The sequence below is a fragment of the Streptomyces sp. NPDC054887 genome (genome assembly GCF_053610585.1).
Genome location: NZ_JBSGYQ010000042.1, coordinates 1 through 26,518, shown reverse-complemented (window position 1 = coordinate 26,518; position 26,518 = coordinate 1). Strand labels below are relative to the sequence as shown.

Genomic DNA, 26,518 nt, shown 5'->3' with positions numbered 1-26,518 from the left:
CCTGCGGTCAGGTCGCCCTGATCATGTCGGCGCACTTCTCGCCGATCATCATCGTGGTGATGCAGGGATTGACGGCGGGCAGGAACGGCATCACCGAGGCGTCGGCCACCCGCAGCCCCGTGACTCCCTTGACCAGCAGCCGCGGATCGAGTGGTGACGCGGCGTCCTCGGCCGGACCCATCCGTACCGTCCCGGCCGGGTGGTAGACGGTGTTGTGGGTCTCGCGGATGTACGCGAACAGCTCCTCGTCGGTCGTCGCCCCCGGACCGGGCGCCAGTTCGGCGCCGGCCCAGTCGGCCATCGGGGCCTGGGCGGCGATCTCCCGTGCGAGGCGCAGCCCGTACGTCATCACCCGGACGTCGTGCTCGTGCGTGAAGTACCGGGGGTCGACCTTCGGCTTGTCCCGGGGGTCGCGGCTGCGCAGCCGTACCGTCCCGAGCGAGCGCGCCCGGGTGACGTTGGGCGTGAGGCAGAACGCGTTGTCCGTCGTCGGGTAGCCGCGCCGGTAGGTGTTCAGGTCGAAGGGCACCGAGCCGTAGTGGAACATCAGGTCCGGCCGGTCCAGGCCCGGCCGTGTGTCGGCGAAGATGCCGATCTCCCACCACTGGGTGGACGAGGTGACCATGGGCTGCTTCGCCTCCCACATGATCACGCCCTCCGGGTGGTCCTGGAGGTGCGATCCGACGCCGGGGGAGTCGACCCGCACCTGCACGCCGCAGTCGCGCAGGTGCCCGGCCGGTCCGATGCCCGACAGCATCAGGAGCTTCGGCGAGTCGATGGCCCCGCAGGCGACGATCACCTCGCGGCGGGCCAGGACCGCCCCGGTGTGGATGGTGTCGGGTTCCAGGTACTCGACACCGGTACAGCGGCGGCCGGTGGGAGCGCCGCCGCCGTCCGCCTGCTCGTCGTCGAACAGCAGCCGTCTGGCCTGGAGCCCGGTGCGCACCTCCAGGTTCGGCCGCTTGCCGAGCACCGGATGGAGGTACGACACCGAGGCGGACGAACGGGTGCCGTCGGGGCGGGAGTTGATCTGGAACCAGTGGGCGCCCCGCACGACCGTCCTGCCGGTGTTGAACGGTGTGGTGGGAATGCCGGCGGCCAGGCACGCTTCGAGCAGCGCCGCGCCGCACGGGTCCTTGGGCGGGACGGTTCGGATGGTCACCGGGCCCGAGCGGCCGTGGTGGTCGCCGGGCGCGTCGTTGGTCTCCAGGCGCTGGTAGAGGGGGAAGCAGTCCGCCGCGCTCCAGCCGGTGCAGCCGAGCGCGCCCCACTCGTCGAGGTCCTCGGCGGGCGCCCAGAAGGCGATGCAGGAGTTGTGCGAGGAGCAGCCGCCGAGCACCTTGGCGCGGGCGTGCCGCATGAAGCTGTTGCCGTTCTCCTGGGGCTCCACCGGGTAGTCCCAGTCGTAACCCGACTCCAGCAGGGCCATCCACCGGTCAAGCCGCAGGATGTTGTCGTCTCCCACGTCCGAAGGGCCGGCCTCCACCACGCAGACGGTGACGGCCGGGTCCTCGGTCAGCCGCGCGGCCACGACGGCTCCCGCCGTACCGCCTCCGACCACGACGTAGTCGTAGACGGCCGGCGGGTTCACTGAGGGCATCGGGTCTCCAGGGTCGGCGGGTCACGGGGCGGCGGACGGCGGGGGAGGGGCCCCCTCGGCGTCGAAGCGGTGCTCGTCCAGTACGCCCGTCCTGTGCCGCTGCACGAACCAGTAGTACGCGAAGCCGCCGAGGGCGACGACGCCGATGAAGAGGAACGCACCCCACCGCAGGTACCAGTGCTGCGGCCCGGTCGCGTTGTAGACCTCGGGGCGCGGCCAGGCGAGGTTGACCGCCATCGCGATGCCCCACAGCACGGCGAGGACGTTGACCGGCAGGCCGAACCTGCCGAGCGAGAAGTTCCCCTCCGCCGGGTGCCACTGGCCGCGCAGCCGCTTGACCAGCATGGGCGCGGTGACCATGAGGTAGGCCACGTAGATCATGATGATCGCGATGCTCGTGATCACGGAGAAGATCTGCGGCTGGTTGATGTTGATCACCAGGATGACGACGGCCACGATGCCGATCAGCACGGCGGGCACCACCGGCGTCTGGAAGCGCGGGCTGACGCGGGCGAGCACGGAGCCCGCGGGCAGGTTGTTGTCCCGGGCCATGGCGAACATCAGCCGGATGCCGGCGGCGTGCACGGCCAGCACGCAGACCGTGATGGCGACGACCACGGCCCACAGGAAGATCTCGCCGACCGTCGAGCCGAGCGTCTCCAGCACGACGTACTGGAGACCGCCCGTGGACAGTTCCTCCGCCGCCAGGTCCGGTACGGCCATCAGGGCGAAGAGCAGGATGAGTCCGCCGATGACGAAGGAGGCCACGAGCGCCCGCAGGATGGCGTGCGGCGCGTTCTTGCCCGGGTTGTGCGACTCCTCGCCGAGCGACGAGGCCGTGTCGAAGCCGTACATGACGTACGCGGAGGCCAGCGAGGCGGTCAGGAACGCGCCGAAGTAGCCGAGGCTCTGGCCGCTGCCGAGGTCGTACGTCTCTGTGAGGACGCTGCTGGGGCCCCGGGTGATGTGCGCCGCCAGGAAGACGATCAGGGCGACGGCGGCGATCAGCTCGATGAACACGCCGGCGGAGTTGATCCGGGCCATGAGTGTGACGCCGAAGGCGTTGACGAGGGTCGAGAAGAGCACCAGGACCGAGCCGAGGAGCACCGCGTTGGCCGCCGCGTCGGTCTTGCCGCTGCCGTCGCCGACGAACTGGAACCAGTCGTCGATCTGCGGCAGCGTGATCTGGTACGCGAGGGCCACGGCCGACAGCGTCACCATGGTGGCCGTCATCATCATCCAGCCGCCCAGCCAGCCGATGTGCGGCCCGCCCATGGTCTTGGCCCAGTTGTAGACCGAGCCCGCGACGGGGTACCGGGCCGCCAGCTCGCAGAAGCACAGCGCCACCATGAGCTGGCCCGCGAAGACCATCGGCCACGACCACCAGTACGCCGGGCCGCCGAAGGACACGCCGAAGTAGAAGAGCTGGAAGGTGCCGGTCAGGATCGAGATGTAGCTGACCCCGGCGGCGAAGGTGTGGAAGTTGCCCAGGGTGCGCTTGAGTTCGGGGCGGTAGCCCAGCTCGCCGAGGGCGTCGTCGTCCTGCTGCGTCTGGGTGCGGGCGTCGCCCTGGGGGACGGGGGCCTCCGGAGCCCCTCCGGTGCCGCTCGTGCTCATGCGAACCACCTCTGCGGAGCCGGGGCGAGGTTGCGCCAGATGTGCTTGGCCTCCTGGTACTCCGCCAGGCCGGCCGGTCCCAGTTCGCGGCCGAAGCCGGACTGCTTCATCCCGCCCCATTCGGCCTGGGGGACGTACGGGTGGAAGTCGTTGATCCACAGGGTCCCGGCCCGGACCCGGGACGCGACCCGCTGCCCCCGCGCCACGTCCTCGGTCCAGACCGCGCCGGTCAGGCCGTAGACGGTGTCGTTGGCGAGGGCGACGGCCTCGGCCTCGTCCCGGAACGTCTCGACGGTGAGCACCGGGCCGAACGACTCGTCCCGCACCACCGACATGCCGGGCGTGCACTCGTCCAGCACGGTGGGCAGGTAGTAGTAACCGTCCTGGAGGGCCGGGTCGTCGGGCCGGGCTCCGCCGCAGCGCAGCTTCGCCCCCTCCGCCAGCCCCGCCGCGACGTACGCCTCGACCTTCTCGCGGTGGGCGGCGGAGATCAGCGGTCCGGTACGGGCGTTCTCGTCGAAGGGCCCGCCGATGGGGATGGCGCGTGCGCGCTCGACCAGCTCCCCGACGAACGCGTCGTGCAGCTCGTCCTGCACCAGCAGCCGGGCGCCGGCCGAACAGACCTGACCGGAGTGCAGGAAGACGGCCATCAGGGCGTGGTCGACCGCCGCCTCGAAGTCGGCGTCGGCGAAGACGATGTTCGGGTTCTTGCCCCCCAGCTCCAGGGCGACCTTCTTCACCGTCGGGGCGGCGGCCGCCATGATGCGGCGCCCGGTGGCGAGCCCGCCGGTGAACGACACCATGTCGACCCGCGGGTCCTCGGTCAGCGGCGCGCCCGCCGTCGGCCCGGCGCCCAGGACGAGGTTCGCGACACCGTCGGGCAGCCCCGCCTCGGCGAGCAGCTTCATCAGCATGACGGCGGTGTGCGGGGTCAGTTCGCTGGGTTTGAGCACGAACGTGTTGCCCGCTCCGAGCGCCGGAGCGACCTTCCAGGCGGTCTGGAGGAGCGGGTAGTTCCACGGGGTGATCAAGGCACAGACGCCCACCGGCTCGTGGACCACCCTGCTGTCGACGCCCTTGTTGCCCGTGTCGACGATCCGGTCCGAGCCGCCGGAGGCCGTCAGGTTGCCGAAGTAGCGGAAGCAGTTCGCGATGTCGTCCATGTCGTACTCGCTCTCGACGAGCCGCTTCCCGGTGTCCAGGGACTCGGCTCGCGCGAACGCGTCCTTGTCGCGCTCCAGCAGGGCGGCGACCCTCAGCAGCAGCGCCCCCCGTTCGGCGGCCGGCGTCGACGGCCAGGGGCCGCGGTCGAACGCGTCACGCGCCGCCACCACGGCCGCCGCGGCGTCCTTGGGGCCCGCTTCGTCGACGGTCGCCACCAGGGAACCGTCGGCGGGGCAGCGGATCTCGCGCACCCCTCCGTCGGCGGCGGCGGTCCATGTGCCGCCGATGAACAGCTCCGGCATGGGGGCTCCTCCGGGTTCGGCCGGTCGGACGCCGGGGCGGCGCCCCGGCGGGTCACGCAGCGCGGTGTGCCACCGGCGGACGACGCTCCTTGTACGACACTTCCGGGAACGACACTAAAGAGGCGGCGCGGGCTTCGCAGTACGAAGCGGTCATCCGGCGCAACCGAGCGGAACCGGCCGTACGCCTCCCTCCCCGGTTCCCGGTCCGCGTCAGGCGCCCTGCCAGGCGTGCAGCTCGCGTACCCGGCTCAGGGCGGCGGGCCGCTGCGGCGCGGGCACCACGGAGGCGAGCGCCTCCCAGACGGGCAGGTCGTCCTGGCCCCACGGGCTGTACGCCCAGTCCGCCAGCAGCCCGGGATCCGCGCGGACCAGCAGCGCGTGCCGCAACTGGTCCGCCAGGCGCTCGCGTACGCGCACCACCTCCGGCGCCCGCGAGGCGGGCAGCAGCGGGCCGGCGTACCCGCTCATGGCAGCGGTCGTCCCACCGGACGCCAGGCGGCGTTCGACGGCCCCGAAGTCGGTGTCCACGGGCCCGGCGAGCCGGTACGGGCGGGACAGCACCAGATCCGGGCCGAGCAGGCGGCGGAGCCTGGCCATCTCGGCGCGCAGGGTGACGGGGGTGACCGCCTCGTCCTCGTAGAGGGCGATGAGCAGCTCCTCACCGGTGAGGCCCTCGGGGTGACGGGAGAGCAGCACCAGGATCTCGCTGTGGCGCCGGCCGAGGCGCACCTCGCGGCCTCCGGCGCGGAGCAGCGCCTCGTCCCTGCCCAACGCCCCGAGCCGGAGCCGCCCGCGCGCGGGGGGCGCCAGGAGCGCGAGCCGCGACTCGGCCGCGCACGCGACCGCCTGCACGAACGCCAGGCTGTGCGGGTGCGCGAGCCCGTTGCCGCCGGTGATGTCGACGGCGCCCAGGAGCCGACCGGTGTGCGGATCGTGCACCGGGGCCGCCGCGCACGTCCAGGGCTGTACGGGCCTGCTGAAGTGCTCGGCCGCGAAGACCTGCACGGGCCGGTCGAGGGCGACGGCGGTCCCCGGCGCGTTGGTGCCCACGGCGGACTCGGCCCAGCGGGCGCCCGGCACGAAGTTCAGCCGCGCGGCGCGCCGCTCGGTCCTCGGATGCCCCTCGACCCACAGCAGCCGGCTCCGCGCGTCGCACACCGCGAGCAGATGCTCCCCGTCGCGCGCGAAGGCGCCCATCAGCTCGCGGAACAGGGGCATCACCGGCGCCAGCGGATGCTCGTCCCGGTACGTGCAGAGGTCCCCGTCGGCGAGCTCCACGCACGCCGTCGTGTCGGGGCTGACGCGGGCCCGCGCGGAACGCCGCCAGGACTCGCCGACGACGGAACGCACCCGCCGCTCCAGCCGTCCGGCCGTGGTGAACACCTCGTGGGCGCGGCGCAGTTCGGCGATCCGCACCCCGGGGTCGGCCCCCGCTTCCAGAGCCACCCATGCATCGCTCACTCCGGCCTCCCGGGCCATCGTGACGGAGCCCGGGCGCCCGGGCAACCACGCCCGCCCATGGGGCGGGCACCACCGGAACCCGGGTGCTGCCACCATGGTCGCCCAGGAGTCCCCGCCCGTAGTTTCGGGAGCTCGGAGCACTGCTCGGAGCCCCTTCAGAACCGGAGACCCCCATGCCGCAGGCCGCCGCTGTCGCGGAACCCACGACAGCCTCCCCGGGGAGCGACTTCGCCCCGCTCCTGCGCAGCGCCAGGGACCAGGGCCTGCTGGAACGCCGCCCCGGCTGGTACGCGCGGGGCATCGCGGCCAATCTGCTCGCCATGGCCGCCGTCGTCACCGGCATGGTGCTGGTCGGCGACTCCTGGTGGGCGCTCGCGTTCGCCCCGCCGCTGACGGTGCTCTGGGCCCGTACCGCCTTCGTCGGCCACGACGCCGGGCACGCGCAGATAACCGGCGACCGCAGGGTGAGCCTGGCGATCAGCCTCGTCCACAGCAATCTGCTGCTCGGCATGAACCAGGCGTGGTGGAACGACAAGCACGTACGCCACCACGCGAACCCCAACCACGTCGACAAGGACCCCGACGTCGGTGTGGGGGCCCTGGTGTGGACCCAGAAGCAGGCCGAACAGCGGGCCGGCTTCGCCCGCCGCCTCACCCGCCACCAGGCGCGCCTGTTCTTCCCGATGCTGCTGCTCGAAGGCATCGCCCTGAAGGTCTACGGCTTCCAGTACCTGCGCCGCCTGCCGGTGCGTGCACGCCTTCGGGAGGGCTCCCTGCTCGTGGCGCACCTCTTCGGGTACTTCGGCTTCCTGTTCGCCGTCATGTCGCCGGGCAGGGCCGTCGCGTTCGCGCTCGTGCACCACGCGCTCTTCGGCCTCCACCTCGGCATGGCGTTCGCGCCGAACCACAAGGGGATGGAGATGCCCGACCCCGGCGGCGAGCGCTGGGGACACCTGCGCCGGCAGGTCGTGACCTCGCGCAACGTACGCGGCGGGGTGCTCACCGACTGGTTCCTCGGCGGCCTGAACTACCAGATCGAACACCACCTCTTCCCGAGCATGGCCCGCCCGAACCTCCGGCTCGCCCAGCCGCTGGTGCGCGCGCACTGCGCCGCCCTCGGCGTGCCGTACACGGAGACCGGACTGATCGACTCGTACCGGCAGGCCCTGCGGCACATGCACGACGTCGGAGCGCCGCTCAGGGACGGCGGTGCCGGTCGGCGGACGGCGGGTTAGCGGCCGGTCGGCGGAACTGTGGCGCGGGCGCGCACGTTGGTGGAGCATGAGGCGGCAGCAGCCGCGAAGGAGGCGTCGAAGATGTCGAAGAGCGCGAAGGTCGCCACCGGTGGCGTCGTGGTCGGAGTCGCCCTGATCTGGCTGGTCGGTTTCTGGCCCGCCCTGCTGGTCATGATCGGTGTGCCCGTCGCGGCCTACCTGTTGCTGGACAACTCGCAGCGCCGCAGGCTGCGCGGGATCTCCCGCAAGCAGATCGGCCGCTGAGCCCGCCGGGACCGTGCCGGGATACGGTCTGCGGAAGATCGAGTACGGATACGGACAAGGGGGCTTCGCGGCATGAGCGGCACAGTGACGGCGGTCAGCAGCAACGGGGAGTACGCGTTCACCAAGCCGAACCGCGACAGCGTCACGCTGCTCGCCGGTCTCGGTGTGGAGGGCGACGTGCACGCCGGGACGACCGTCAAACACCGTTCCCGCGTCGCGCAGGACCCCACCCGGCCGAACCTGCGCCAGGTGCACCTCATCCACGAGGAGCTGTTCGCCGAGCTGAGCCGCGCGGGTTTCGCGGTGCGGCCCGGCGACCTCGGCGAGAACGTCACCACCAGCGGCATCGACCTCCTCGGGCTCCCCGAGGGCACCCTGCTGCACCTGGGAGCCGAAGCGGTCGTGGAGGTCACCGGCCTGCGCAACCCGTGCCTCCAGATCGAGGCCTTCCAGCAGGGCCTCCTGAAGCAGGTCGTCGGCCGCGACGCGCAGGGCGAGGTCGTGCGCAGGGCCGGGATCATGAGCGTCGTGCGGGCGGGCGGTGCGGTCCGGCCGGGCGACCGGATCGAGGTCGTCCTGCCGGCGGAGCCGCACCGCCCCCTGGAGCGGGTCTGAGCCCCGGCTCAGCTCAGCGCGCAGGAGTTGACCACGTCACCGCCCGCCGGCCGGGCGATCGTCCGGTCCGCGGGCGGAGCGCTGCCCTCCTCGACCCACCCGACGAGAGCCGTGAACGCCGAGCGGTAGCAGGGCAGGATGGGCCGCAGCCGGTCGGGATACGTGTCGTGCAGCGAGTCCACGTGCGTGCCGCCCTCGACGGTGTAGTAGCGGTGCAGCGCGGAGCGGCCCCGCCGGGTCACCATCCGCTCGTACACGTCCGAGTCGGTGGCGATCGGCAGGAGCGTGTCGAGGTCGCCGTGCAGGGTGATCAGCGGCCTGCCGATCCGTCCGGTCAGCGCGACCCGTCCCACCGCGCGGCGCACCGCCTCGGGGCGGGCGGCGTAGTCGTACTCCGCGTCCGACGCGCACGGCGCGAGGATCTCCGGCAGCGTGGCGCCCGCGGTGGAGCCCGGGCAGGCCGGGTCGTACGACGGATCGAACTCGGCGCGGTAGATCTTCTGCGTCAGTCCCCAGTACGCCTTCTCGTGGTACGGCCACAGGAACCGCGAACCCGGTGCGAACCCGGCCCGCAGCATGTCCGCGTCGTCCGCCCGGCCGAGGCTCCGGGCCACGGTGACGGGCAGGGAGCCGAGCAGACCACCGCCGTCGGCCGTCCACAGCGCGCCCTCCCAGTCCACCCCGCCGTCGTACAGCTCCGGGTGGTTCTCCAGCTGCCAGCGGGTCAGGTAGCCGCCGTTGGAGATGCCCGTCATGTACGTGCGCCGCGGAGCGTGCCCGTACCACCGCTTCAGCGTGGTGCGGGCCGCGCGCGTCAGCTCCGTGGTGCGGCGGTTCCACTCCGCCACGGCGTCCCCGGGCCGCCTGCCGTCCGTGAAGAAGTCCGGCCCGCTGTTGCCCTTGTCGGTCGCCGCGTACGCGTACCCCTGAGCCAGCACCTGGTCGGAGATGAGCGTGTCGGTCGCGTACTGCCTGCGCGTTCCGGGCGCACCCGTGACGACGAGCCCGCCGTTCCAGCGATCGGGCATGCGGATGACGAACTGAGCGTCGTGCCGCCACCCGTGCGTGGTGTTGAAACGCGAGTCGTCGCGGAAGTAGCCGTCGATCTGCGCGCCCGGCACACCGGACGGGTTCTTCGTGCCCTTCGCGGACAGCCCCGCCTGGTCGGCCATGTCGGTGTACGGCGTGCCGGCCAGCCCCGCCGTCGTCAGGTCCGGCAGACAGGCCACGCGCTGGTGCACGGCCCCCGGAACGGGCGGACGGTCCTGCCGCGCGCAGGAGGGGGCGTCGGGGGCGCGGGCCGCGGCGCCGACGGGGCCGGCGGTGGTCAGCACCATGAGCAGCGCGGCGACGAGCGGGACGCCTCTGGACGGGCGCATGGAAAGCCTCCGGATTCGCTTCGGGACACTTCTGGACGGTTCGGCGGACAGGAAGAGGACGGGAAGAAGGGACGGGAAGAAGGGACGGGAGAAGGGGGCGCAGCGCCACATGGTGCTGTCGGACGGACGGTCGCGGCCATGGGCCCGGCCCACACGGCTCGGTGCGCGGGCATGGGTGCCGGACCCGCCAGACCCGCCGCACCTGCCGCACCCCGAAAACCTCTTGCCCGCTGATCAATTCGCTGTGACCATGACCGCATGAAGAACGGAAGGGAGGCCACGCGATCCTTCGGTGATCGCTGATGGCCCCGTACGAAGCCCCGCACGCCGAGCCCCGGCCGCCGACCCCCGGATGGCTGAGAGCCCATTTCGACCCCCTGCCCTTCCCGGCGCGAAGAGCCGCACTCGCCCCGTACGGCAGAGCGCTCACCCCGGACGCCTACGCCGCACTCCACGCCGCCCTCGACGCAGGCGACCCCGGGGAACGCCATACGGCGCTCTTCCTCGCCGTGGCACGCCGGGACATCGACACGGTCTCCGCGGCCCTCGCGGATCCGCTCCTGCGCCGGCGCGCGCTCTCCGCCGCCGTCCGCCTGCCGCTCCACGAACAGGCGCTCACCGCTCTCGCCCTGCACGAGACCGGCGCCGTGCGCCACGACACGTACCGCGTCCTGCGGGCAGGGCGCCGCACCGCGCTCGCCGACACCCTGGTGCGGCGCGTCCACGAGCGCCACGGCCCCCGGGACGCGGCCCTGCTGCTGCCCGCGTGCTCCCCCCGGACGGCGGCTCTGTGGCTCCGGGCCGTGGAACCGCCGGCCGGAGTGCTCAACTCACTGGCCCGCACGGCCCCCGGGGCCGTCGCCGCCTGGCTCGCCGACGCGCACGACGCCCACAGCGGCCAGGAGCGCCGACGAGACGCGGCGATGCACCGGACCCTCGCCACCGCGGTGGCCGAACGCGACGCCCGCGCCGGGCTGATGCTGCTGCGCAGGACCCCCGGCCTGATCACGGAACGGGCGGCGGTGGCACTCCTGCGCCACCCGTCCCGGGTGCTGCGCATCCTGCGGACCGCACCCCCCGTACCCGGCGGCGAACCGTACGTACTGAAGTTCACGCCGGGACCGCTGCCGCCTTCCGTCCGGCGGGCCGTACGGGCGCTGCCGCCCGGGGAGCTGGCGGAGCTCGTGCGGCTGTGCCGGGCCGCACCGCTCGGGCGCCGCGGGTGGGGACCGGTTCCGGTGGCGCCCGACGCGCTGCTCCAACTGCTGCCGGACGACGCGCGGCGCCGGGCCGTCGAGGAGCGCACACGCGGCGAACTCGGGCGCCGCACGACGGCGTCCCATCTGGCCGCCGTCGCCGCTCTGCGGCCCGAGGACAGAACCGCCGCCCTCGCCCCCTTGATCGATCGGCTGCGGCACAATGGCTGGTCCTTCCGCAGGGCGGCCGCCGGGTTGCCGCTAGCCTTCGCCGAGCCGGTCCTGCGCGAGCAGGCCGCGGACCACCGGCTGCACGTACGGCTGACGGCCTGGCCCGCACTGCTCGCCGCCGCGGAATTCGACGGCGACCCGCAGGAGTACGCCCGGATCGCGGCGTCCTGCGCCCGTGCGTGGCACGACCAGAACGACGTGCGCCGGTCCGTTCTCGCCCGGCTGGCCGAGGCGCCGCCGCATCTGCTCGCGGCCGTCGGGGAACACGTGCTGCGCGACGGGGTCATGACCGCCGTCCAGTCGCGCGACTCCACCGCTGCCACCCTCGCCGCCGCCGAGAGGTGGCTGCGCCGCACCGCGCACAGCGCCGGAGCGCGCGGCGACGGGCCCAGGGCGGCCTTCGCCGCCCGGCTGCTGTGCGAGGTGATCGCCGATACGCGAAGGAAGGGACCGCGCGAACCCCTGCGCGTCGACGCCCGTACGGCGCGCTCCGTCTGGTCCTCCCTGGCCGCCGGGGAAGAGCCGGACCCGGCAACGCTCACCGCCATCGGCGAACTGCTCGCCCCGCACTTGCCGGAACTCCCCGCCCTGGAAGCGCTGATGCGCCGTACCGCGGAACAGCACTTCGACCCCGATGTCGCTTCCCGCGCGGCGGCGGTGTGGACCGGGCCCGCGGCGACACGGGAACGCCGCTGTGCGGAACTCGTACGCCTCGACCCGTCCTTCGCGGCGGTCCCGCAGGTGCTGCGTACGCTCGCCACCCGCCGCACCGACCTGCTCGACGACGTCCTGGCAGCCGCCGCGCGCGACGGCCTGCGCGGGCGTCTGAGGCCGCGGGCCACACCCTGGGCGCCCCCGGTGCGGCCCGGCGACACCGGCCGCTGGCTGCCGCGTCAGCGCCGTGAGTGGTCGGCGCACCTCGCGGCGGTCGCCGCCGACGCGCGGGCCCCGTTGCGGGAGCGGACCGACGCCGCGGCGCTCGTGACGGACCCCGACGAGCTCACCGCCCTGGCCGAGAGCGCGCCCCAGCCCGTCGCGGCGGCCGCGATCGGAGCGCTCGGCCGTCTCGACGCGCACGGCGCCACAGGTGCCGTCACGGCGGACCTGCTGGCAACGGTGCTCCGGCACGCGGGCACGGGCGGCGTCCGCGGACGCGCCGCCATGGCAGCCGTACGCCGCCTCCTCGACGCCGTACCGGACGGTGCGGCCGTCGGCCTGCTGGCGGCTCTCCTGCGGAACCCGGCCCACTCCGTCGGCACCAGGAAGGAGGCGGCCAGAGTGCTCGGGTCGCTCAGCGGGACGGCCGCTGCCGACGCGCTCGTCGCGGCCTGGGACGAACCGGCCCAGCACCGGGACGTACGGGTCGTCGTCGCCCCGTTCCTGCTGAGCGCGATCGGCCGAGCCGGCATCGCCGAGCGGCTGTCGTCGCACATGCGCACCCCGGCGGTCAGAGAAGCCGTACTCGGGTCGCGGGCTCCCGGGCCGTCCCGGGGGGACCGGGCCGCCTACACCGCCTTCCTGACCGGCCTGCTCAAGGACGGCGACGACGACACGCTGGTGGCCGTCTGCCGCGCCCTGACCACCCGGCTGGGGCCGGAGGGCACCGAGGGGCCCATGGACGCCGTCCGCCTCCTCGCGGAGCTCTTCGTCGACCCGGCCAGGACAAGGGAGGTGTGGCACGAGGCGGCGCGGCAGCTCGTGCACGTGTCCGCCGACCCGCGTGCGCTGCCCGTCATCGCGGCCGTGTTCCGCACCCTACTGCCGAGGGCGCGCTCGAACGACACGGAGCCGCGGGCCGGCGCACTGCGCCGCCTGGACGCCCTCGCCGAACAACTCGGCAGGCAGCAGCACGCGGGCCGCGGGGCCGTGACCGACGCGGCGGTCGACGCCCTCGAAGAGGCGGGGCTGCTCCGTCAGGCGGTCGGACTCGCCCTGGAGGCGGCTCTGGGGGCCGTACGCCGGGGAGAGACGGAGCCCGCACGCTGGGAGCGGCTGCTGGAGCTGATCGGGGAACGGCCCGAACGGCTCTCCTTGGCCGGCTCCTTCCACCTCGAAACGGGCGACAGCGTGGTGGAGGCGGCACTCGCCGCGTCGCGCCTGCTGCGCGGGCACGGCACGGGAGCGGCCGGAAGGCTCGCTCTTGCCCTGGTGTGCGCCGCGGGGCGTGCCACCCGGTGGCGCGACCCATGGCCCGGCGAACTTGCGGCCCTGCGCGAGCACCCGGACACCGACACGTCCCTGGAGGCGCTCCTCGCCGATCCCGGGAACACGCGCTGAGCGAGAGGGACGGCCGCCGTCAGGCGGGTCGTACGGCGATCCGGTCGAGAGCGGCCAGCAGGCCGGGCAGCTCGGGGCCGCGCCCCACCGGCAGCACCTCGCCCGGCTCGTCGTCCAGCAGCACGAAGGCGATGTCGTCGGTCCTGGCCACCACGGACCAGCCGGGACCGTCGGCCCGCAGCGTGCGCGCCTCGCCGGACGCGAACGTCGAGCGCACCCGGCCGGGCGGCGGCGGGGCCGCCACGTAGCCGTGCAGCTCCTCGATCACGCGCCGCACACCCGGGTGCGGCGCGTCACCGGGGCCGGGGGACATCTCGCCGTCGTCGATCTGCTCCCGCCAGGCCGCCCACTGGAGGGCGATCTCGTCGGCGCCGAGCCGCCGCTGGGCAGCTCCCCAGGTGTCGGTGTCGGGCGGCGAGAGCAGAGCCGGCCCGCTGCCGCCGTCGACCCCCTCCTCGGGTGCGGGGTCGTGCGGGGCCGGGATGCCGGGGGCGGCCACCGCGAGGTGCAGCGGCCAGCCGGGCAGCCCCGCGACGACCGAGCGCTCGTCGGGCGACAGGTCGTACTCCATGCCGCAGTCCCAGGACGCGATGGCGACCGCCACCAGCGACACGTCGTCGATCACCACGGTCCACCGCGCGCCCGTGCCGTCCTGCCCGAGGACCAGTCCGTACCCGTCGGCGTACGGCTCGAGACCGAGCGCCGCGCAGGCCTGCGGATAGTCGTCACCGAGGACGCTGGGGAACTGCGCGGGCGTCAGCAGCACCGCGGTCAGCACGAACAGCGCGTCCTCGGCACTCTCGGCGGTGTCGGTGTCCGGCCCGGTCACGGCGCCCTCCTTCGGATCGGTCGTCGGCGCACCCTAACCAGTGAGTAACCCCGTCGTCGAGGGCGGCGAGGTAACGAGCGGATCAGGCCGCCGGCAGGCCGAGCAGGGCACGGGCCACGCTCTGCGGCGACTCGCCGCGCTCTCGCGCGATTGCGGTCACCGCCCGGCAGGCGAGTTCGTTCACACCGAAGGAGAGCGCCTCCGGCGACACCCAGCCGGCCGCCTCCTCGCTGCGGCGGTCGTCGTCCTGCGCGCACGCGGCGACGTACACCGCGGCGGCCTCGAAGAGGTTGTGCTGACGCGTTGGCGGGTGCGCCCGGGGCGTACCGGCCGTGCCGCCGGCCGCACCGCCCGTACGCCGCCCGAAGAGCCTGCGGAGTGTGTCCTTCGCGGTGTCGAACATGTGGACCGCCTTCCCCCTGGCTGATTGGTGCACGGATCCTCCATGTGTCGTCTTCCAACGTAGAGTTGAAGGCCGGGCGACAGAAGGGGGACGGTGCGTTGAAGCGCTACGACCGGCTGAAGGAGATCCAGCACCTCGATCCGGACAAGGACTTCCTGACGATCTACCGGCTCACCGCGACGTACGAGTTCCCCTGGGATTACACCCGCGCCCTGGAACTGGCCCTGTACCGCACCTACGCGGTTCCCGCGATCGGCCGGCTGCTCGCCCGGACGGCCGAGCTCACCGACCGTTCCCAGAAGCGCTACGACGACACCGCGCTGCTCCTGGACACCGTCGTGGAGCACGGCTTCGACGCCGACGAGGGCCGCACCGCGATCCGGCGCATCAACCAGATGCACCGCGGCTACGACATCAGCGACGACGACATGCGCTACGTCCTGTGCACGTTCGTCGTCATGCCGAAGCGCTGGATCGACTCCTACGGGTGGCGACGGCTGTCCGACCACGAGCTGCGGGCCGCCGCCGCGTACTACCGCACGCTCGGCCGGCACATGGGCATCAGGGACATCCCGCAGTCCTTCGAGGAGTTCGAGCGCTGTCTCGACACGTACGAGGCGGAGCACTTCGGCTGGGACGAGGGGGCGCGCGAGGTCTCCGACGCGACCCTGGCGCTCATGGCCTCCTGGTATCCGCGCCCCCTCGCGCCGCTGGTGCGCGGCGCCAGCCTCGCCCTGCTCGACGACGCCCTCCTGAGGGCCTTCCGCTACGACACCCCGTCGCCGGCCGCCCGTGCGGCCGTCAGGAGCGCCCTGCGGCTGCGCGCCCGTGCCGTGCGCCTGCTCCCGCCGCGCACCAGGCCCCACTACGCCCGGCAGAACCCGGAGATCAAGGGTTACCCGAACGGCTACACGGTCGCGGAGCTGGGGACGTTCCCGCCGCCGCGCGTGGGTGGCTGTCCGATCCCGCACACCGCGCGCCCGGCCGCCGACTGACGACCGGGCGCGGGCGGCGGGACTCCCGGCTCAGTCCCGGACCGCGAGCGCCAGGTACCTGTCGTCCTCGTCGGTGTACGACGTCATCCGCCACCCGGCGCCCGCCAGAAGCTTCCGCAGGTTCGGCTCGGCCCTCAGATCGTCGGGGGTGATCCTGCGGCCGTGACGCGCCGCGAGCGCCGCCCGGCCGACCGGATGGAACAGGGCCAGCAGGCCGCCGGTGCGCACCACTCTGGCCAGTTCGCGCAGGTCCTCCGCCGGCCGCGCGAGGTGCGAGATCAGGCCGGCCGCGAAAACGGCGTCCAGGGAGCCCGTCCGTACGGGCAGCCGGGCGACGTCGGCCACGATCAGCCGCGCGGCACGGTCCCGGCCCGCGTCCACGGCCGCCCGGAGCATGGCCGGTGTGAGATCGGCGCCCAGCACCGCGCCTCCGGGCCCCACGGCCTCGCGCAGGTACGGCAGGGCGCGGCCCGTGCCGCAGCCCGCGTCGAGCACGGCGTCGCCGCGCCGCAGCCCCAGATCGGCCACCGCGGCGGCGTACGCCGGTCCGTCGTCGGGGAAACGGGAGTCCCAGTCCGCGGCGCGGGCCGTGAAGAACTCCTGTACGTGCGTGGGGTCGTCGTGCGTCAGGTCGTTGGCCATACGCACATCGTCCCCCAGGTGCCCCGGCCTCCGCTGACCGCACCGCAGATCCGGCGCGCATGTTCGAGCTCAGGCCGATCGTTCGGCAATGTATCTCTGTCATATTCGGGCAGCTTTCGAAATGCGCTCCCGATGTACGCCCCCGTCGGGGCTAGCGTCCCTGAGCCATGGGACACCTGGACCACGCCACCTTCGGCTGGCTGACACCCGCGCTGTCGTACGCGATGGCCGTCATCGGCGCCGCCCTCGCCCTGCGCTGCACCGTCCGCGCGCTGGAAGCGGGCGGACGCTCCCGCCGCAACTGGCTGATCACCGCCGCCTCCGCCCTCGGCACCGGTATCTGGACGATGCACTTCGTCGCCATGCTGGGGTTCGGCGTCGCCGGCACCGAGATCCACTACCACGTTCCGCTGACCGTCCTCAGCCTGGTCGTCGCGATGCTCGTCGTCGGCGTCGGAGTGTTCGCCGTCGGGTACGGCCGCGACCGCGGCAGGGCGCTGATCCTCGGCGGCGTCACCACCGGCCTCGGCGTGGCGAGCATGCACTACCTCGGCATGGCCGCACTGCGCCTCCACGGGTCCGTCTCCTACGACCCGCTGACCGTCGGCCTGTCCGTCGTCATCGCGGTCGTCGCCTCGACCGCGGCTCTGTGGGCGGCCCTGAACATCAAGTCGCCGGTCGCGGTCGCCGTCGCCTCGCTCGTCATGGGAGCGGCCGTCAGCAGCATGCACTACACGGGCATGGCCGCCGTCAGCGTCCGGGTCAGCCCCTCGGGCGACGCCCTTCCCGGCGCCACGGCCATGCAGTTCATCTTTCCCCTGGCCGTGGGTCTCGGGTCCTACCTCTTCCTCACCGCGGCCTTCGTGGCGCTGTCGCCCACGGCGCGTGAGCGCGCCGCCTACGCCTCCGCCGAGCGGCTGACCGAAACGGCCGTTCCCTAGAACGCTCCGGCGCCCCCGCAGCACCCACCCAGCACGACCCCGTATCCCGGAACGAGGAGGCCATGCGCAGACCCCGCAGGACCCCGGGCGCCGACACACCACCCCGGTCCGCGCCCTCCGCGCGTGGACGGCGGGCGCACGCCGGCCCGCCCGCCGACGAGAACTCCCGAGCGGCCGGGGGCCACACCCGTACGCGGGCACGTCCCGCCGACGCTTCCCGGGAACGGTGGCGACTGCGCCCCAGAACGGTGCGGGCGAAGATCGTCTCGCTGCTGATGGTGCCCGTCGTCTCCCTGCTCGCTCTCTGGGCCTTCGCCACCGTCACGACGGCGCAGGACGTCGCCGGGCTCCAGCGGCTGCAACGTGTCGACGAGGAGATCCGTGTCCCCGTCGCGACCACCGTGGCGGAACTCCAGGCGGAACGCCGGGCCGCGCTCCGCCACCTCGCGTCGCCGGACGACGACCGCGCCGCAGCCCTGCGGCAGCAGGCGAAACGTACCGATAGGGCGGTGGAGGCCCTGCGGCTCGACGACACGCACACCGTCGCCGACGGCGCGGACCTCCCCGGTCGGGTGGCCTCCAGACTGGGCACGTTCGTGTCCGGCACGGAACGGCTGAGCACTCTGCGCACCCGGGTCCTGGACGGCGGGGCGGACTGGGACGGAACCTACGCGCAGTACACACGGGCCATCCAGGACGCGTTCGGCGTCGCGGGGGCCCTCACCGGCGTCCAGGACGCGCGGCTCGGCTCCGACGCACGTGTACGGCTCGAGTTCGCGCGGGCCGGCGAGATGCTCGCCCGGGAGGACGCCCTGCTCTCCTCCGCGCAGCTCACCCGGAGCTTCGAGACGCGCCGCCACCGCCAGTTCGCCGGAGCGGCGGCGACCCGCAGAGCCCTCACCGAGTCGGCCGTCGCGGACCTGCCCGCCGCGGCGCGCGAAGCCTGGCGCGCACTCACCCGCGAGAGCGCGTACGGCGACGTACTCGCCGCCGAGGACGAAGTGATCGCCGCGCCGCCAGGCCGGAAGGCCGCACAAGCCGTCCCCGCCGCGTCCTGGGACGCCGCCCACTCCGCCGTCCGGCGCTCGGCACGCGACATCGGGGCGCGGGCCGAAAGAAGTCCCACAGGCCCCGCCGGCCCCCTCGCCGGCGGCGCGCTCACACCGTCCGGGGCAGCCGTACTCCTCGGGCTCGTGGCCGTGGCGGCCTCCCTCGTCATCTCCGTACGCATCGGCCGCCGGCTCGTCGTCGAACTCGTCAGCCTGCGCAACAGCGCCCTGGAGATCGCCCGGCGCAAACTCCCGCACGCCATGGACAGGCTCCGTGCCGGGGAAGAGATCGACATCCAGGCGGAAGCCCCTCAGGGGCCGCCCCCGGACGACGAGATCGGCCAGGTCGGCGAAGCGCTCGCCACCGTGCACCGCGCCGCCGTCGGCGCCGCCGTGGAACGCGCCGAACTCGCCAGCGGCGTATCGGGCGTCTTCGTCCACCTCGCCCGGCGCAGCCAGGTCCTCGTGCACCGCCAGCTCAACCTGCTCGACAGCATGGAACGCCGCGCCGACGACCCGGGGGAACTCGGCGACCTGTTCCGCCTCGACCACCTCACCACCCGCATGCGCCGGCACGCGGAAAGCCTGATCATCCTGTCCGGAGCCGCCCCCGGCCGCGCCTGGCGCATGCCCGTACCGCTCACCAACGTCGTACGCGCCGCCGTGTCCGAGATCGAGGACTACGCGCGCGTGGAGGTGCGCCACCTGCCCGAGGCCGCCGTTGCGGGCACCGCCGTGGCCGACCTGACACACCTCCTGGCCGAACTCGTCGAGAACGCCGCCCAGTTCTCGCCGCCGCACACCAAGGTGCGCGTCACCGGAGAACCCGTCGCAAACGGCTACGCCCTGGAGATCGAGGACCGCGGACTCGGCATGGGCCCGCAGTCCCTGTCCGAGGCGAACCGCAGGATCGAGCAGTCCGAGGCGCTCGACCTCTTCGACAGCGACCGGCTCGGCCTCTTCGTCGTCAGCAGGCTCGCCTCCCGGCACGGCATCAAGGTGCACCTGCGCACCTCGCCCTACGGCGGAACGACGGCAGTCGTCCTGCTGCCCGTCGCGCTGCTCCAGAGCACCGCGACGCAGTCGCAGGACACGCAGCCGGCGGCCGCCCGCGCACGGCGGCGGGACGACGAACCGGCGAGGGACGAGAACGAGCCCCGGTTCGGGCCGGCTCCCGCTCCGCGCGGTGGCCCCGCACGTGCGCACGCGGCCGCCCCCGCCGGGCACTCGGCGCGCCCGGCGCTCGCCGTACAGCCGCCGCCGGAACCCGCACGCCCGCCCGCCGGAGTCACCGCGCTGCGGCCGCACAGCCGCACGCCCCGAGCGGACGTTCCCGGGAACGACGCTTTCGTCGGTCCCGGGAACGACGAAAGCGGGCTCCCGAGAAGGGTCCGCCAGGCGAACCTCGTCCCGCAACTGCGTGCGGCACCCGCACCGCCCGACCCGCCGTCCTCGGACACCTCCCACGACGACGCCGGGAAGGGACGCACCCCGGAACAGGCGAGGGACCGCATGACGGCCTACCGCAGCGGATGGAACCGCGGCAGAGATGGAGATCCGAAGTGATCGAGCACGAACGGACGACCCGCACCTCCCACGGCTCCGGCGAACTCGACTGGCTGCTGGACGACCTGGTGACCAGGGTGAGCGAAGTGCGGCACGCGGTGGTGCTGTCGAACGACGGCTTGGCCGTGGGCGCGTCGAGCGCCCTGAACCGCGAGGACGCCGAACACCTGGCGGCCGTGGCGTCCGGCTTCCACAGCCTCGCCAAAGGGGCCGGCCGTCACTTCCGGGTCGGCGACGTGCGCCAGACGCTGGTGGAGATGGACGACGGCCTGCTGTTCGTCGCGGCGGCCGGTGACGGGTCCTGCCTCGCCGTGCTGAGCTCCGCCGCCGCCGACATCGGCCTCATCGCCTACGAGATGGCGCGGCTGGTCAAGCGCGTCGGTGAGCACCTGTACACGCCGCCCCGGTTCGCAGCGCAGCCGCCGGCCGCGGGCTGACCGTACGACCGCACAGAAGGCGGCACGCACATGACCGAGGACGCAGGCACCGATCCCACCCTCCGGGGAAGCCACTGGTACGACGCCGAGGCGGGCCCCCTGGTGCGCCCGTACGCGATGACCGGCGGCAGGACCGAACCGGGCCCCGGCGGCGCGCGGTTCGACTTCATCGCGCTCGTCGACCTCGCCGACGACGCGCCGGACAGCTCCGAGGAATCACTGCTCGGCCCCGAACACCGCGCCCTGGTCGCGCTGTGCCGCCTGGAGACCCAGTCCGTGGCCGAACTGTCGGCCGGCGCCGACCTGCCGGTCGGCGTGGTCCGCGTACTCCTCGGTGACCTGCTCGAGTCCGGCTACGTGCGGGTCAGCCGGCCGGTGCCTCCCGCCCAACTGCCCGACGAACGAATTCTGAAGGAGGTCATCGAGGGCCTGCGAGCCCTCTGAGGACGACTCCCGCGACCCTTCCGACCCTCCAATTCCCCCGTACGGCCGAGCGATTCGGCGCGAAGGGGGACGTACCGATGCTGACAGCTCTCCTGAGAGAAGTGAACGATGGGCTCCGAGCACTCCGACGACACGGCCGGTCAGACGGCCTCCCTCGCGTTGAAGATCCTGGTCGCCGGCGGCTTCGGGGTCGGCAAGACCACCCTCGTCGGCGCCGTCAGCGAGATCCGGCCGCTGCGCACCGAGGAACAGCTCAGCCAGGCCGGCCGTACGGTGGACGACACCGGAGGCGTCGACCGGAAGACCACCACGACCGTCGCCATGGACTTCGGCCGCATCACCATCCGGTCCGGCCTGTCGCTGTACCTCTTCGGGACACCTGGGCAGGACCGGTTCTGGTTCCTGTGGGACGAGCTGTCCCAAGGTGCCCTGGGCGCCGTCGTGCTGGCGGACACCCGTCGCCTGGAGGACTGCTTCCCCGCCGTGGACTACTTCGAGCACCGCCACATTCCCTTCGTCGTGGCGGTCAACTGCTTCGCGGGCTCACGGGCCTACGGTGCCCACGACGTCTCGCGCGCACTCGACCTGGACCGTGGGACACCGGTGGTGCTGTGCGACGCGAGGGACCGCGATTCGGGCAAGGAGGTCCTCGTACGTCTCGTCGAGTACGCGGGAAGGATGCACACCGCCCGGCTGCTCGACACGGTCGGCTGAACCGCCCTCGTCGCCCGGCACCCCACCCGCCCCACGCGTACCGGTGGGAACACGTGCTTGCCGCGGCGACGACAGTGGGTAAGGCTGGTCGACGACCAGGGCAACGGGGAACGAATGAACGGGGAGGCCCAAACATGGCCATGGACAAGGGACTCGACTGGCTGCTGGACGACCTGACCCAGCGGGTGGAGCACGTGCGGCACGCGTTGGTGCTGTCCAACGACGGTCTGGTGACCGGGGCCAGCACCGGCCTGGCGCGGGAGGACGCCGAACACCTGGCAGCCGTGTCGTCGGGTCTGCACAGTCTCGCGAAGGGTTCGGGCCGGCACTTCCGGGCCGGCAAGGTCCGCCAGACCATGGTCGAGTTCGACGAGGGGGTCCTGTTCGTCACGGCGGCCGGCGACGGCAGCTGCCTGTGCGTGCTCAGCGCCGCCGAAGCCGACATCGGGCAGATCGCGTACGAGATGACCCTGCTGGTGAACCGCGTCGGCGAACACCTCGGCGTCGCCGCGAGGCAGCCGGGACTGAGTGCCGAAAGCGACTTCTGACCTGCGCGTTCTCGCCCGGCCGGGGAGTTTTCCACAGGCCGGGCGGGACGCAACCGATCCAGGCTACGGTCGTCACCGAGAGTACTCGGTTCTCACGGGGAGACGATCATGACCGTACAGGCAGCACACCGAACCGCCGTGGTCACGCAGACGGCGAAGCCCCTGCCCGTGTCGCGGGCCGTCCAGGAACTGGGCCTGAAGCGAGGCGAGTTCGACCTGGCCGTCCTGCTGGGGCACGTCCGTACCTCGGTGGAGAGCGACGGCAGTCACCGCAGGGTCGCCCGCGCGGAGATCGACAGGCTCCGGACGGCGGACCCGACGCTGGAAACGCTGCGTGAGCGCGTGCGGACCGTGGGGACCACCGAGGGCGCGCAGTTGATGGGCACCAGCCCCGCGCGGTTCGGCAGGCTGGCCCGCGCCGGGTACATCACGCCCGTGAAGTTTTACCTGCATCGCTACCGGGCCGTCGTCTGGCTGTACCTCGCCGAAGAACTGCGGGAGTTCGCCGACGGACACCCCTCACTGCTCACCGGCAGGTCACCGCAGAAGATGCGGGACGTACTGGACGCGGGGGCGGACCGTCGCGCCCGCAACTGGCGCAGCCGGCGCATGAGCCTGCTGACGCGCCGGACGGAAGACCCCTGGGAGCAGGCGGCGATCACCAGTTCCGTCCTGGACCCCGCCCAGCTCGCCGAGGTCGTCGAGGACCCCTACGAGCGCGCCTACCTCCACAAGCTCCGGCCCGGGCTTGTGGAGCGCCACGGCGAATCACCCTCCGCCCGTGAGGCCATGGACCGGTTGCTGCGGGCCGACACCCCGGACGAGGTCCTCTGGCAGCGGGTGAGCCTCGCGCTGCTCATGGACGAGGCGCGCGAGCACCGCGGCGCACCACGCCCCGAGACGAGCCGCCCGCTCCCTCCACCGCCCCCGGACCCGGAAACGTCCAAGGGGCTGCGTGCCTGGCTGCGCCGCCGGGTCTGGGAGCCCTTGGGCGTCTGACCGCCGCCGCCGTGCGTTCGACCGCAGAGGAGACGCGGGCTTTTATCGGCCGATAAAAGTAGTCGTTACGGCTAAGATCGTCTCCGAGCGGTGAACAGGTAGTGGACGGGGTCAGGGACGAATGCTCGCGGTAGACGTGCGGCAGTCGCTTCGCAAGGGTCAGACCGTTGCAGAGGGGGCGGCCCGGTGGTGGCGCTTCTCCTCGCAGACGGTCGGCAAGCACGGAGACTTCCTGCTGGCCTTCGTCGACGGCGGGGTGTGCGTGGGCGCCTTCCGGATCGTCGGGTCGGAGCCGGACGACACCGCGGGCGGCAAGTACGTGTTCGACCTGGCCCCCGCCGCTCGGTTCCAGTGGGCCCTGGGGCACCGGCTTCCCCTGCCCCCCGGGCGCAATCCCGCCCGTATCCTCACGGGTCGGCACCTGCGCGAATTTCTCGACGCCGCACCGCACCTCACCGCCGCGGCCGGCATCGACTCATCCTGATCCCGGCTGACCCCCACCAACCCGACACACACCGCCCGATACGCCCGACACCGAAGGAGCGAGCGCCGTATGGCGAACAAGCCCGACCCCGTCGACGCCCTCCTGAAGGCCGGGCCGCGCCGGACTCAGCTTCCCGAGCCGGCCGAGCGCGCCAGGCTCCGCACCGACTACGGCCTCACTCAGACGGAGATCGCCGCCGCGCTGGAGGTCACCAGGACCACCGTGGCGGGGTGGGAGGCCGGCCGCAGCGAACCGCAGGGGGCCACCCGAGCCGCCTACGCGAAGCTGCTCGAAGGCATCGCCACCCAACTGGCAGCCGTGCCGCCACCCCCGACCGCTCCCGCTGTGTCGGCGCCACGGGCGAGTGCGGCGACCCAGGAGCCGCAGCCCGCGCAGAGCACCGGTGCTATGCGGAGCACTGGTCGCACCGATACCACTGGGCCCGTGCAGCCCGTCCAGGGCGCCCCTTCCACCCGGCCCGCTCCGCCGGCGTCGGTCACCGATGCCGCACCGCTTGCCGCGCCGACCCGGCCGGTGCCGTCCACGTCGACCGTCCATCCTGCTGGCCCCGCTCAGCAGGTCCAGCCCGCTCCGGCCGACCGGGCCGGCCCGGCTGCTTCCGTCGCGGCGGAGCGGGCGGGCGCGGCTCCGCCGCGGCGCGGCGGCTCCGCGTCACCCCCCGCCCATATGACGGCGGGCACACCGGTGTCGCGTCGCCCCTCGGCGGTGAGGCCCGCGCGTGAGCCCGCTGCCGCACAGGCGGCGGTCGATCCCGCTTTCGCCCACGGCCCACTGGCGGTGCTGGACGGTGACGGGGCGGCGTACTGCGTGGGCGGACTCGTGCTCGACTGCCCCGCGACGACCATCCCGGCCCTCGTCGACTGGGCCCTCACGGAGGCGCGTCTCGGAGCGCCCCGGCTGAACCGCAACGGCAAGGACGCCGACCCGCTGGTCGTCGTCACCGCGGCGGCCGCCGAGCGGCTCGGCCTGCCGGCCGAGCTGGAAGACCGGCGGGGCCTGCGCCTGCCCGCCGATCACCCGGTCAACCAGCAGATCGCGCGGGCCCACTGGCAGACGACCAAGCGCGGCTTCGGGCCGTGGGCCAGGGTCTACCGCCCCGCGCAGGCGGGACGGCGCCAGTGCGTCCAGTTCGCGATCGTGCCCTGGGGTGCGCTCGATCCCCGGGCCTGGGGCGACGCCGCGAACCTTCCGGCGGCGGACCTGGCCCATGTTCTGGGGGCGTACGCCACCAGAGTCATCACCCCGCGCGGCTCCTGCGCCGTCTCCGGTCTGGAGTTGATGACGGCGCTGCGCCCGCCCACCCGCGCCGTCAAGGACGCGACGACCGGTGCCTGGTCGTCCGGCCCCAACCCCGGTGCGCTCACCGCCCCGGTGGACCCCGCGCCACCGGAAGCCCCGGACGAACACCCCGTCGTGGCGGCCCTCTGTCCGCGTGGCCACCGGCGTACCCCTGCCGAGGTCCTCGACGAGGAGGCGTACGAGTGGATCCGCGACCCGGAGCTGCTCACCGACGAGGAGTGCGCGAGGCCCTACGCGGTCGGCATCGACGTCAACATGGCGTTCGCCGCCGCCGCGAACCGGCTGAACGTGGGCATCGGCCCCGCGGAACACTTCCACAACCCGGCGTTCGACCCGAAGCTGCCCGGCAGCTGGCTCGTCGACCTGTCGCACATCGACATCGACCCGCGCCTGCCCAGCCCGTTCACGCCGCACGGAGAACGGCCCGCCGGCCCGGCGTGGTACGCGACGCCGACCGTGGCCTACGCGGTGGAGCTCGGGTACGAGGTGCGGCCGGCGGAGGCGTACGTCCGGCCGCGGAACGCCGCGTACCTGGACGGCTGGTACACGCGGCTGCGCGACGCGTACATGGCCACCATGGAGCGGCTCGGCGTCGTGGCCGGCATGCGCGAGGCCGACTTCCTCAAGGCGATGGACGAGCACAAGCAGGTCGACGCCCAGGAGGCCGCCGTACTGTCCGCCGTCAAGGCCACGGTGAAGGGCGGCATCGGCAAGCTCCGCGAACGCCCCCAGGGCATCGGATACCGGCCCGGCGAACGCTGGCCGGCGCTGGAACGCCCGACGTGGCGTCCCGACATCCGTGCCGCCGTCATCTCCGCAGCCCGGATCAACATGCACCGCAAGATGCTGAAGCTCGCGGGGGTCGGGCTCTTCCCGATCGCGGTTCTCTCCGACTGTGCCGTGTACCTGTCCGACGGCCCCTCGCCGCTGGACTTCCTGCCGCGCACACCCGACGACAAGCCGCTGCCCGGCGGGTTCCGGCTCGGCGTTTCACCCGGCATGGTCAAGTGCGAGGGCAGCCGGCCGATGATGTGGGCGGTGCAGATGCTCGATCAGGGCCACAATCCCGCCCGGCACATCAAGGGCGGCGACGCGTCCGCCGACGGCGAATGAGCGAGCAGACGAACAGGCGAAAAGGGGAGTAGGGGTCAGCGATGGGCATCCTGGGCGACAGCCTCGAGAAGGCGGAGACGAACACGTTCACCCGGCCTCTGCCGAAGTCCGCCCAGGCGCAGATGCGCTTCCTGGTGAAGCACGAGAAGGGCTCCACCAAGGCCGTGGCCGAGCGGTTGGGCACCTCGCAGCGCACGGTGGAGCGCTATCTCACCGGCCAGTTCAAGCGGCCTCGCAAGGACCTCGCCGACCGCCTGGTCGCCGAGGTGGCGAAGAACTGGCAGCCCCGGGTCCGTCTGCGGGCGAAGCAGCAGGCCGCGAGCACCACCGGCATCGTGATCGAGACCCGCGCCCGCTTCGGCTTCACCGCGGCGCCCGGCAGCACGGACGACAGCCGGCTGCGACTGATCACCCAGCACCTGCCGCCGGCCTACGCGGGCCGCCTCTTCGACGCGCAGGCGGCGGGCGCGAGCGAACAGCAACTCCAGCGCATCGCCGCCGAGGGCCTTCAGGAGGAGTACTTCAAGGACCGCGGGCGCCGGGCGGCCGGTCTCCAGGTCGAGCTGAACGACATCGACTACGTCGAGTTCGACTACCGCTAGTGTCATGCGCCTGAAATCCAAGGGCTAAGTTTGTATCCTGTTGCAATGTCGCCGGGTCCTCGTGCCGTTGAAGTCTGCGTGTCTGATGAAG

General features: G+C 73.0%; 23 protein-coding genes. 15 read left to right on the top strand and 8 right to left on the bottom strand.

The features are described from left to right. Positions 1-7: 7 nt before the first annotated feature. The 4 genes from ACWGH0_RS23045 to ACWGH0_RS23030 form a co-directional block, all read right to left on the bottom strand. Positions 8-1,600: a GMC family oxidoreductase gene (locus tag ACWGH0_RS23045; RefSeq protein ID WP_453406087.1), complete on the bottom strand. Its 1,593-nt coding sequence runs from the start codon at positions 1,598-1,600 to the stop codon at positions 8-10. 21 nt (positions 1,601-1,621) lie between these two features. Next, a complete protein-coding gene (locus ACWGH0_RS23040) occupies positions 1,622-3,217 on the bottom strand; it encodes an APC family permease (RefSeq protein WP_453406086.1) in 1,596 nt (531 codons plus the stop codon). Then, positions 3,214-4,683 carry an aldehyde dehydrogenase family protein gene (locus ACWGH0_RS23035; RefSeq protein ID WP_453406085.1) on the bottom strand — a complete coding sequence of 490 codons (1,470 nt, stop codon included), beginning with the start codon at positions 4,681-4,683 and terminating at the stop codon, positions 3,214-3,216. The genes ACWGH0_RS23040 and ACWGH0_RS23035 overlap by 4 nt, the downstream gene beginning before the upstream one ends. A 210-nt stretch (positions 4,684-4,893) precedes the next feature. Continuing rightward, positions 4,894-6,144: a GAF domain-containing protein gene (locus ACWGH0_RS23030; RefSeq protein WP_453406084.1), complete on the bottom strand. Its 1,251-nt coding sequence runs from the start codon at positions 6,142-6,144 to the stop codon at positions 4,894-4,896. A gap of 173 nt (positions 6,145-6,317) precedes the next feature. On the opposite strand from ACWGH0_RS23030, the gene ACWGH0_RS23025 reads away from it, so the two are divergent. The 3 genes from ACWGH0_RS23025 (at position 6,318) to ACWGH0_RS23015 (ending at position 8,258) form a co-directional block, all read left to right on the top strand. Then, a complete protein-coding gene (locus ACWGH0_RS23025; protein ID WP_453406083.1) occupies positions 6,318-7,379 on the top strand; it encodes a fatty acid desaturase family protein in 1,062 nt (353 codons plus the stop codon). A gap of 81 nt (positions 7,380-7,460) precedes the next feature. After that, positions 7,461-7,643 carry a hypothetical protein gene (locus ACWGH0_RS23020; RefSeq protein WP_453406082.1) on the top strand — a complete coding sequence of 61 codons (183 nt, stop codon included), beginning with the start codon at positions 7,461-7,463 and terminating at the stop codon, positions 7,641-7,643. Between the two features lie 72 nt (positions 7,644-7,715). Continuing rightward, complete coding sequence (locus tag ACWGH0_RS23015) at positions 7,716-8,258, top strand: MOSC domain-containing protein (RefSeq protein WP_453406081.1); 543 nt, start codon at positions 7,716-7,718, stop codon at positions 8,256-8,258. An 8-nt stretch (positions 8,259-8,266) separates the two neighbouring features. Here ACWGH0_RS23015 and ACWGH0_RS23010 read toward each other — a convergent pair whose 3' ends face one another. Next, the gene (locus ACWGH0_RS23010; RefSeq protein WP_453406080.1) at positions 8,267-9,637 is read right to left on the bottom strand and encodes a tannase/feruloyl esterase family alpha/beta hydrolase; all 1,371 of its coding nucleotides are present in this window, start codon (positions 9,635-9,637) and stop codon (positions 8,267-8,269) included. Between the two features lie 302 nt (positions 9,638-9,939). On the opposite strand from ACWGH0_RS23010, the gene ACWGH0_RS23005 reads away from it, so the two are divergent. Further along, the gene (locus tag ACWGH0_RS23005; RefSeq protein ID WP_453406079.1) at positions 9,940-13,341 is read left to right on the top strand and encodes a hypothetical protein; all 3,402 of its coding nucleotides are present in this window, start codon (positions 9,940-9,942) and stop codon (positions 13,339-13,341) included. A gap of 19 nt (positions 13,342-13,360) precedes the next feature. Here the strand turns inward: ACWGH0_RS23005 and ACWGH0_RS23000 are convergent, their stop codons facing one another. Together ACWGH0_RS23000 and ACWGH0_RS22995 are read right to left on the bottom strand one after the other, a co-directional pair. Beyond that, positions 13,361-14,170, bottom strand: a complete 810-nt coding sequence (locus tag ACWGH0_RS23000) for a hypothetical protein (protein ID WP_453406078.1) — start codon at positions 14,168-14,170, stop codon at positions 13,361-13,363. An 82-nt stretch (positions 14,171-14,252) separates the two neighbouring features. After that, entirely contained in the window at positions 14,253-14,573 is a 321-nt protein-coding gene (locus ACWGH0_RS22995) for a hypothetical protein (protein WP_453406077.1), read from the bottom strand. Between the two features lie 98 nt (positions 14,574-14,671). Here ACWGH0_RS22995 and ACWGH0_RS22990 point away from each other — a divergent pair, with 98 nt between their 5' ends. After that, entirely contained in the window at positions 14,672-15,568 is an 897-nt protein-coding gene (locus ACWGH0_RS22990; protein WP_453406076.1) for an oxygenase MpaB family protein, read from the top strand. A 30-nt stretch (positions 15,569-15,598) separates the two neighbouring features. Here ACWGH0_RS22990 and ACWGH0_RS22985 read toward each other — a convergent pair whose 3' ends face one another. Next, entirely contained in the window at positions 15,599-16,210 is a 612-nt protein-coding gene (locus ACWGH0_RS22985; protein WP_453406075.1) for a class I SAM-dependent methyltransferase, read from the bottom strand. Between the two features lie 167 nt (positions 16,211-16,377). Between ACWGH0_RS22985 and ACWGH0_RS22980 the strand changes: the two genes are divergently transcribed. The 10 genes from ACWGH0_RS22980 to tpg all read left to right on the top strand — a co-directional run bounded on the left by ACWGH0_RS22980 (position 16,378) and on the right by tpg (position 26,427). Further along, positions 16,378-17,151, top strand: a complete 774-nt coding sequence (locus tag ACWGH0_RS22980; RefSeq protein WP_453406074.1) for an MHYT domain-containing protein — start codon at positions 16,378-16,380, stop codon at positions 17,149-17,151. 62 nt (positions 17,152-17,213) lie between these two features. After that, complete coding sequence (locus ACWGH0_RS22975; RefSeq protein WP_453406073.1) at positions 17,214-19,766, top strand: sensor histidine kinase; 2,553 nt, start codon at positions 17,214-17,216, stop codon at positions 19,764-19,766. Next, the gene (locus ACWGH0_RS22970) at positions 19,763-20,203 is read left to right on the top strand and encodes a roadblock/LC7 domain-containing protein (protein ID WP_453406072.1); all 441 of its coding nucleotides are present in this window, start codon (positions 19,763-19,765) and stop codon (positions 20,201-20,203) included. The genes ACWGH0_RS22975 and ACWGH0_RS22970 overlap by 4 nt, the downstream gene beginning before the upstream one ends. Before the next feature lie 30 nt (positions 20,204-20,233). Next, positions 20,234-20,647 carry a DUF742 domain-containing protein gene (locus ACWGH0_RS22965; RefSeq protein ID WP_453406071.1) on the top strand — a complete coding sequence of 138 codons (414 nt, stop codon included), beginning with the start codon at positions 20,234-20,236 and terminating at the stop codon, positions 20,645-20,647. Between the two features lie 108 nt (positions 20,648-20,755). Further along, positions 20,756-21,361: a GTP-binding protein gene (locus tag ACWGH0_RS22960; protein ID WP_453406070.1), complete on the top strand. Its 606-nt coding sequence runs from the start codon at positions 20,756-20,758 to the stop codon at positions 21,359-21,361. A gap of 134 nt (positions 21,362-21,495) precedes the next feature. After that, positions 21,496-21,909 (top strand): roadblock/LC7 domain-containing protein, encoded by a 414-nt coding sequence (locus ACWGH0_RS22955; protein ID WP_453406069.1) that lies wholly within the window; start codon positions 21,496-21,498, stop codon positions 21,907-21,909. A gap of 108 nt (positions 21,910-22,017) precedes the next feature. Next, positions 22,018-22,908: a DUF6397 family protein gene (locus ACWGH0_RS22950; RefSeq protein WP_453406068.1), complete on the top strand. Its 891-nt coding sequence runs from the start codon at positions 22,018-22,020 to the stop codon at positions 22,906-22,908. Between the two features lie 121 nt (positions 22,909-23,029). After that, positions 23,030-23,392 (top strand): hypothetical protein, encoded by a 363-nt coding sequence (locus tag ACWGH0_RS22945; protein ID WP_453406067.1) that lies wholly within the window; start codon positions 23,030-23,032, stop codon positions 23,390-23,392. Between the two features lie 69 nt (positions 23,393-23,461). After that, positions 23,462-25,825, top strand: coding sequence for a telomere-associated protein Tap (gene tap, locus ACWGH0_RS22940; RefSeq protein ID WP_453406066.1), 2,364 nt, complete (start codon positions 23,462-23,464; stop codon positions 25,823-25,825). Positions 25,826-25,866: 41 nt separating this feature from the next. Next, positions 25,867-26,427 carry a telomere-protecting terminal protein Tpg gene (gene tpg / locus ACWGH0_RS22935; protein ID WP_453406065.1) on the top strand — a complete coding sequence of 187 codons (561 nt, stop codon included), beginning with the start codon at positions 25,867-25,869 and terminating at the stop codon, positions 26,425-26,427. Positions 26,428-26,518 lie beyond the last annotated feature (91 nt).

Excerpts from the sequence above, each read along its gene's own strand:
- ACWGH0_RS23015 (WP_453406081.1), top strand. The coding sequence starts at position 7,716 with ATGAGCGGCACAGTGACGGCGGTCAGCAGCAACGGGGAGTACGCGTTC.
- ACWGH0_RS22945 (WP_453406067.1), top strand. The coding sequence starts at position 23,030 with ATGCTCGCGGTAGACGTGCGGCAGTCGCTTCGCAAGGGTCAGACCGTT.
- ACWGH0_RS23010 (WP_453406080.1), bottom strand. The coding sequence starts at position 9,637 with ATGCGCCCGTCCAGAGGCGTCCCGCTCGTCGCCGCGCTGCTCATGGTG.
- ACWGH0_RS23045 (WP_453406087.1), bottom strand. The coding sequence starts at position 1,600 with ATGCCCTCAGTGAACCCGCCGGCCGTCTACGACTACGTCGTGGTCGGA.
- ACWGH0_RS22980 (WP_453406074.1), top strand. The coding sequence starts at position 16,378 with ATGGGACACCTGGACCACGCCACCTTCGGCTGGCTGACACCCGCGCTG.
- tap (WP_453406066.1), top strand. The coding sequence starts at position 23,462 with ATGGCGAACAAGCCCGACCCCGTCGACGCCCTCCTGAAGGCCGGGCCG.
- ACWGH0_RS23025 (WP_453406083.1), top strand. The coding sequence starts at position 6,318 with ATGCCGCAGGCCGCCGCTGTCGCGGAACCCACGACAGCCTCCCCGGGG.
- ACWGH0_RS22965 (WP_453406071.1), top strand. The coding sequence starts at position 20,234 with ATGACCGAGGACGCAGGCACCGATCCCACCCTCCGGGGAAGCCACTGG.
- ACWGH0_RS22995 (WP_453406077.1), bottom strand. The coding sequence starts at position 14,573 with ATGTTCGACACCGCGAAGGACACACTCCGCAGGCTCTTCGGGCGGCGT.
- ACWGH0_RS23020 (WP_453406082.1), top strand. The coding sequence starts at position 7,461 with ATGTCGAAGAGCGCGAAGGTCGCCACCGGTGGCGTCGTGGTCGGAGTC.
- ACWGH0_RS23005 (WP_453406079.1), top strand. The coding sequence starts at position 9,940 with ATGGCCCCGTACGAAGCCCCGCACGCCGAGCCCCGGCCGCCGACCCCC.
- ACWGH0_RS22985 (WP_453406075.1), bottom strand. The coding sequence starts at position 16,210 with ATGGCCAACGACCTGACGCACGACGACCCCACGCACGTACAGGAGTTC.
- tpg (WP_453406065.1), top strand. The coding sequence starts at position 25,867 with ATGGGCATCCTGGGCGACAGCCTCGAGAAGGCGGAGACGAACACGTTC.
- ACWGH0_RS23035 (WP_453406085.1), bottom strand. The coding sequence starts at position 4,683 with ATGCCGGAGCTGTTCATCGGCGGCACATGGACCGCCGCCGCCGACGGA.
- ACWGH0_RS22955 (WP_453406069.1), top strand. The coding sequence starts at position 21,496 with ATGGCCATGGACAAGGGACTCGACTGGCTGCTGGACGACCTGACCCAG.
- ACWGH0_RS22960 (WP_453406070.1), top strand. The coding sequence starts at position 20,756 with ATGGGCTCCGAGCACTCCGACGACACGGCCGGTCAGACGGCCTCCCTC.
- ACWGH0_RS23040 (WP_453406086.1), bottom strand. The coding sequence starts at position 3,217 with ATGAGCACGAGCGGCACCGGAGGGGCTCCGGAGGCCCCCGTCCCCCAG.
- ACWGH0_RS22975 (WP_453406073.1), top strand. The coding sequence starts at position 17,214 with ATGCGCAGACCCCGCAGGACCCCGGGCGCCGACACACCACCCCGGTCC.
- ACWGH0_RS22950 (WP_453406068.1), top strand. The coding sequence starts at position 22,018 with ATGACCGTACAGGCAGCACACCGAACCGCCGTGGTCACGCAGACGGCG.